This is a genomic window from Pseudomonas edaphica (genome assembly GCF_005863185.1).
Lineage (GTDB): Bacteria > Pseudomonadota > Gammaproteobacteria > Pseudomonadales > Pseudomonadaceae > Aquipseudomonas > Aquipseudomonas edaphica.
In genome coordinates, this window is record NZ_VBVZ01000544.1 from 1 (window position 1) to 4,171 (window position 4,171).

The window sequence follows — 4,171 nt, forward strand, 5'->3', positions numbered from 1 at the left end:
GAGTCGCCCGCATCGCAGGCAAGCCAGCTCCCACATTGAGCGCGCTCCGATTCTAGTTTTGCATGCCCCCGACTGGTCTTGATCCTAATGAATACAACACCCAAAAACCGCCTGGCCAACCCCGGCTGGTTCCTTGTCAGCCCCTCGGTGGCCATGCTGCTGCTGTGGATGATCGTGCCACTGGGCATGACCCTGTACTTTTCGCTGATCCGCTACAACCTGCTCTACCCTGGCGAAAACCAATTCGTGGGGTTGGAAAACTTCACCTACTTCATCACCGACTCGGGCTTCCTGCCTGGCGCCACCAACACCCTGTTACTGGTGGGCAGCGTGTTGCTGATCAGCGTGGTGTTCGGCGTGTTGATCAGCGCGTTGCTGGAGGCCAGTGAGTTCCTGGGCCGCGGCATCGTGCGGGTGATGCTGATTTCGCCGTTCTTCATCATGCCCACCGTCGGTGCGCTGATCTGGAAGAACCTGATTTTCCACCCGGTGTCGGGGATTCTCGCCGCCGTGTGGAAGCTGTTCGGCGCCGAACCCGTGGACTGGCTGGCGCACTACCCATTGCTGTCGATCATCATCATTGTGTCGTGGCAGTGGCTGCCCTTCGCCATCCTGCTGCTGATGACCGCCATGCAGTCCCTCGACCAGGAACAAAAAGAAGCCGCGCGCCTGGACGGTGCCGGCGCCATCGCGATCTTCTGGCACCTGACCCTGCCCCACCTGGCCCGCCCGATTGCCGTGGTGGTGATGATCGAAACGATCTTTTTGCTCTCGGTCTTCGCCGAAATCTTCACCACCACCAACGGTGGCCCCGGCTACGCCTCGACCAACCTCGCCTACCTGATCTACAACCAGGCGCTGGTGCAGTTCGACGTGGGCATGGCCTCGGCCGGCGGCTTGATTGCCGTGGTCATCGCCAATATCGCGGCGATCATCCTGGTGCGGATGATCGGCAAAAACCTGACTGACAAGCCTTGAGGGCCGCGCCATGACGCTTCAACAATCCCGCCGCCTGCAAAGCCTGCTGCTCGGCACGTTGGCCTGGGCCATCGCAATCCTGATTTTCTTCCCGATCTTCTGGATGGTGCTGACCAGCTTCAAGACCGAAATCGACGCGTTCGCCACGCCGCCGCAGTTCATCTTCACGCCGACGCTGGAGAACTACCTGCACATCAACGAGCGCAGCAACTACTTCGCCTACGCCTGGAACTCGGTGGTGATCTCGTTCAGCGCCACCGCCCTGTGCCTGCTGATCTCGGTGCCGGCCGCCTACTCCATGGCGTTCTATGAAACCAAACGCACCAAGGGCACCTTGCTGTGGATGCTGTCCACCAAAATGCTGCCGCCAGTGGGCGTTTTGATGCCGATCTACCTGCTGGCCAAGAGCCTTGGCCTGCTGGATACGCGCATTGCGCTGATCATCATCTACACCCTGATCAACCTGCCGATTGTGGTGTGGATGGTGTACACCTACTTCAAGGACATCCCCAAGGACATCCTCGAAGCCGCGCGCCTGGACGGCGCCACCCTGTGGCAGGAAATGGTCCGCGTGCTGCTGCCGATCGCCAAGGGCGGCCTGGCCTCTACCGTGCTGCTGTCGCTGATCCTGTGCTGGAACGAGGCGTTCTGGTCGCTGAACCTGACCTCCTCGAATGCCGCGCCGTTGACAGCGCTGATCGCCTCTTACTCCAGCCCCGAAGGTTTGTTCTGGGCCAAATTGTCCGCCGTTTCGACCCTCGCCTGTGCGCCGATCCTGATCTTTGGCTGGATCAGCCAAAAACAGCTGGTGCGTGGCTTGTCCTTCGGCGCAGTTAAATAATAATTCCAAGCGGAGGCCCATCATGGCCAACCTGAAAATCAAGAATTTGCAAAAAGGCTTCGAAGGTTTCTCGATCATCAAGGGCATTGACCTGGAAGTGAACGACAAGGAATTTGTGGTGTTCGTCGGCCCGTCGGGCTGCGGTAAATCCACCCTGCTGCGTTTGATCGCGGGCCTTGAGGAAGTCACCGAAGGCACCATCGAACTCGATGGCCGCGATATCACCGAAGTCACCCCCGCCAAGCGTGACTTGGCCATGGTGTTCCAGACCTACGCGCTGTACCCGCACATGAGCGTGCGCAAGAACATGTCGTTTGCCCTGGACCTGGCCGGCGTCGACAAGAAGCTGGTGGAGAGCAAAGTCAGCGAAGCGGCGCGCATCCTCGAACTCGGCCCGTTGCTGGAGCGCAAGCCCAAGCAGCTTTCCGGCGGCCAGCGTCAGCGCGTGGCAATCGGCCGTGCGATCGTGCGTAACCCAAAGATTTTCCTGTTCGACGAACCGCTGTCCAACCTCGACGCCGCCCTGCGCGTGCAGATGCGCCTGGAACTGGCGCGCCTGCATAAAGAGCTGCAAGCCACCATGATTTACGTGACCCACGACCAGGTCGAGGCCATGACCCTGGCCGACAAGGTGGTGGTACTCAACAGCGGCCGTATCGAGCAGGTCGGCTCGCCGCTGGAGCTGTACCACCAGCCGGCCAACCTGTTTGTGGCGGGCTTTCTGGGCACGCCGAAAATGGGCTTCCTCAAGGGCAAAGTCACCCGTATTGAAAGCCAGGGCTGCGACGTGCAATTGGACGCCGGCACCCTGATCAGCCTGCCATTGAGCGGTGCCAGCTTGAGCGTGGGCAGCGCGGTGACCCTGGGGATTCGCCCGGAGCACCTGGAAATTGCCGCGCCTGGGCAAACCACCCTGACCGTCACCGCCGACGTCGGCGAGCGCCTGGGCAGCGACACCTTCTGCCACGTCATCACCGCCAACGGCGAGCCGCTGACCATGCGGATTCGTGGCGACATGGCCAGCCAATACGGCGAAACCCTGCACCTGCACCTGGACCCGGCGCACTGCCATCTGTTCGACACCGATGGCGTGGCCGTGGCTCGTCCACTGCGCGCTGCCGCCTGATTTCGCGAGACTTGTGATGAAACTGAATAAACAGAACCTCACCCAATTGGCGCCGCAAGTAAAAATTCCGGCCTACGCCATTGCGAGCACCTCCCAGGGCATCGCGCATATCGGCGTCGGCGGTTTCCACCGTGCGCATCAGGCGTATTACACCGATGCGCTGATGAATACCGGCGTTGGCCTGGACTGGAGCATCTGCGGCGTCGGCCTGCGCAGCGAGGACCGCAAGGCCCGCGACGACCTGGCCGGCCAGGATTACCTGTTCACCCTGTATGAACTGGGCGACACCGACGACACCGAAGTGCGCGTGATCGGCGCCATCAGCGACATGCTGCTGGCCGAAGACGGCGCCCAGGCGCTGATCGACAAGCTGGCCAGCCCTGAGATTCGGATTGTCTCGCTGACCATCACCGAAGGCGGCTACTGCATCGATGACAGTAACGGCGAGTTCATGGCGCACCTGCCGCAGATCCAGCACGACCTGGCGCACCCTAATGCACCGAAAACCGTGTTCGGGTTTATCTGCGCCGCACTGACCCAACGCCGCACCGCCGGGACCCCGGCGTTTACCGTGATGTCCTGCGATAACCTGCCGCACAACGGCGCCGTCACACGCAAGGCCCTGCTGGCATTTGCCGCCCTGCACAACGCCGAGCTGCATGACTGGATCAAGGCCAACGTGAGCTTCCCGAATGCCATGGTCGACCGCATCACGCCGATGACCAGCACCGCCCACCGCCTGCAACTGCACGATGAGCACGGCATCGACGACGCCTGGCCAGTGGTGTGCGAGCCGTTCGTGCAATGGGTGCTGGAAGACAAATTCGTTAACGGCCGCCCGGCGTGGGAAACCGTCGGTGTGCAGTTCACCGATGACGTCACGCCTTACGAAGAGATGAAGATCGGCCTGCTCAATGGCAGCCACCTGGCCCTTACCTACCTGGGTTTTCTCAAGGGTTATCGGTTTGTGCACGACACCATGAATGACCCGGTGTTTGTGGCCTATATGCGTGCCTACATGGACCTGGACGTCACGCCAAACCTGGCGCCGGTGCCGGGCATCGATTTGACCCAGTACAAGCAGACGCTGGTGGATCGTTTTTCCAACCAGGCGATTGCCGACCAGTTGGAGCGTGTATGTTCCGATGGCTCGTCGAAGTTTCCCAAGTTCACCGTACCGACCATCAATCGCTTGATTGCCGATGGGCGTGAGACTGAGCGCGCGG

At 61.0% G+C, this 4,171-nt stretch carries 4 protein-coding genes; all 4 read left to right on the top strand.

Annotation, left to right across the window (positions count from 1 at the left end; translation table 11 throughout):
• Nucleotides 1-87: 87 nt before the first annotated feature.
• Nucleotides 88-978, top strand: coding sequence for a carbohydrate ABC transporter permease (locus FEM54_RS26110; protein WP_017135054.1), 891 nt, complete (start codon nt 88-90; stop codon nt 976-978).
• A 10-nt stretch (nt 979-988) separates the two neighbouring features.
• Nucleotides 989-1,819, top strand: coding sequence for a carbohydrate ABC transporter permease (locus FEM54_RS26115; protein ID WP_056859282.1), 831 nt, complete (start codon nt 989-991; stop codon nt 1,817-1,819).
• 22 nt (nt 1,820-1,841) lie between these two features.
• Nucleotides 1,842-2,945 (top strand): ABC transporter ATP-binding protein, encoded by a 1,104-nt coding sequence (locus FEM54_RS26120; protein WP_138453615.1) that lies wholly within the window; start codon nt 1,842-1,844, stop codon nt 2,943-2,945.
• Between the two features lie 16 nt (nt 2,946-2,961).
• The coding region (locus FEM54_RS26125) for a mannitol dehydrogenase family protein (RefSeq protein WP_138453616.1) at nt 2,962-4,171 on the top strand (1,210 nt) is incomplete at its 3' end.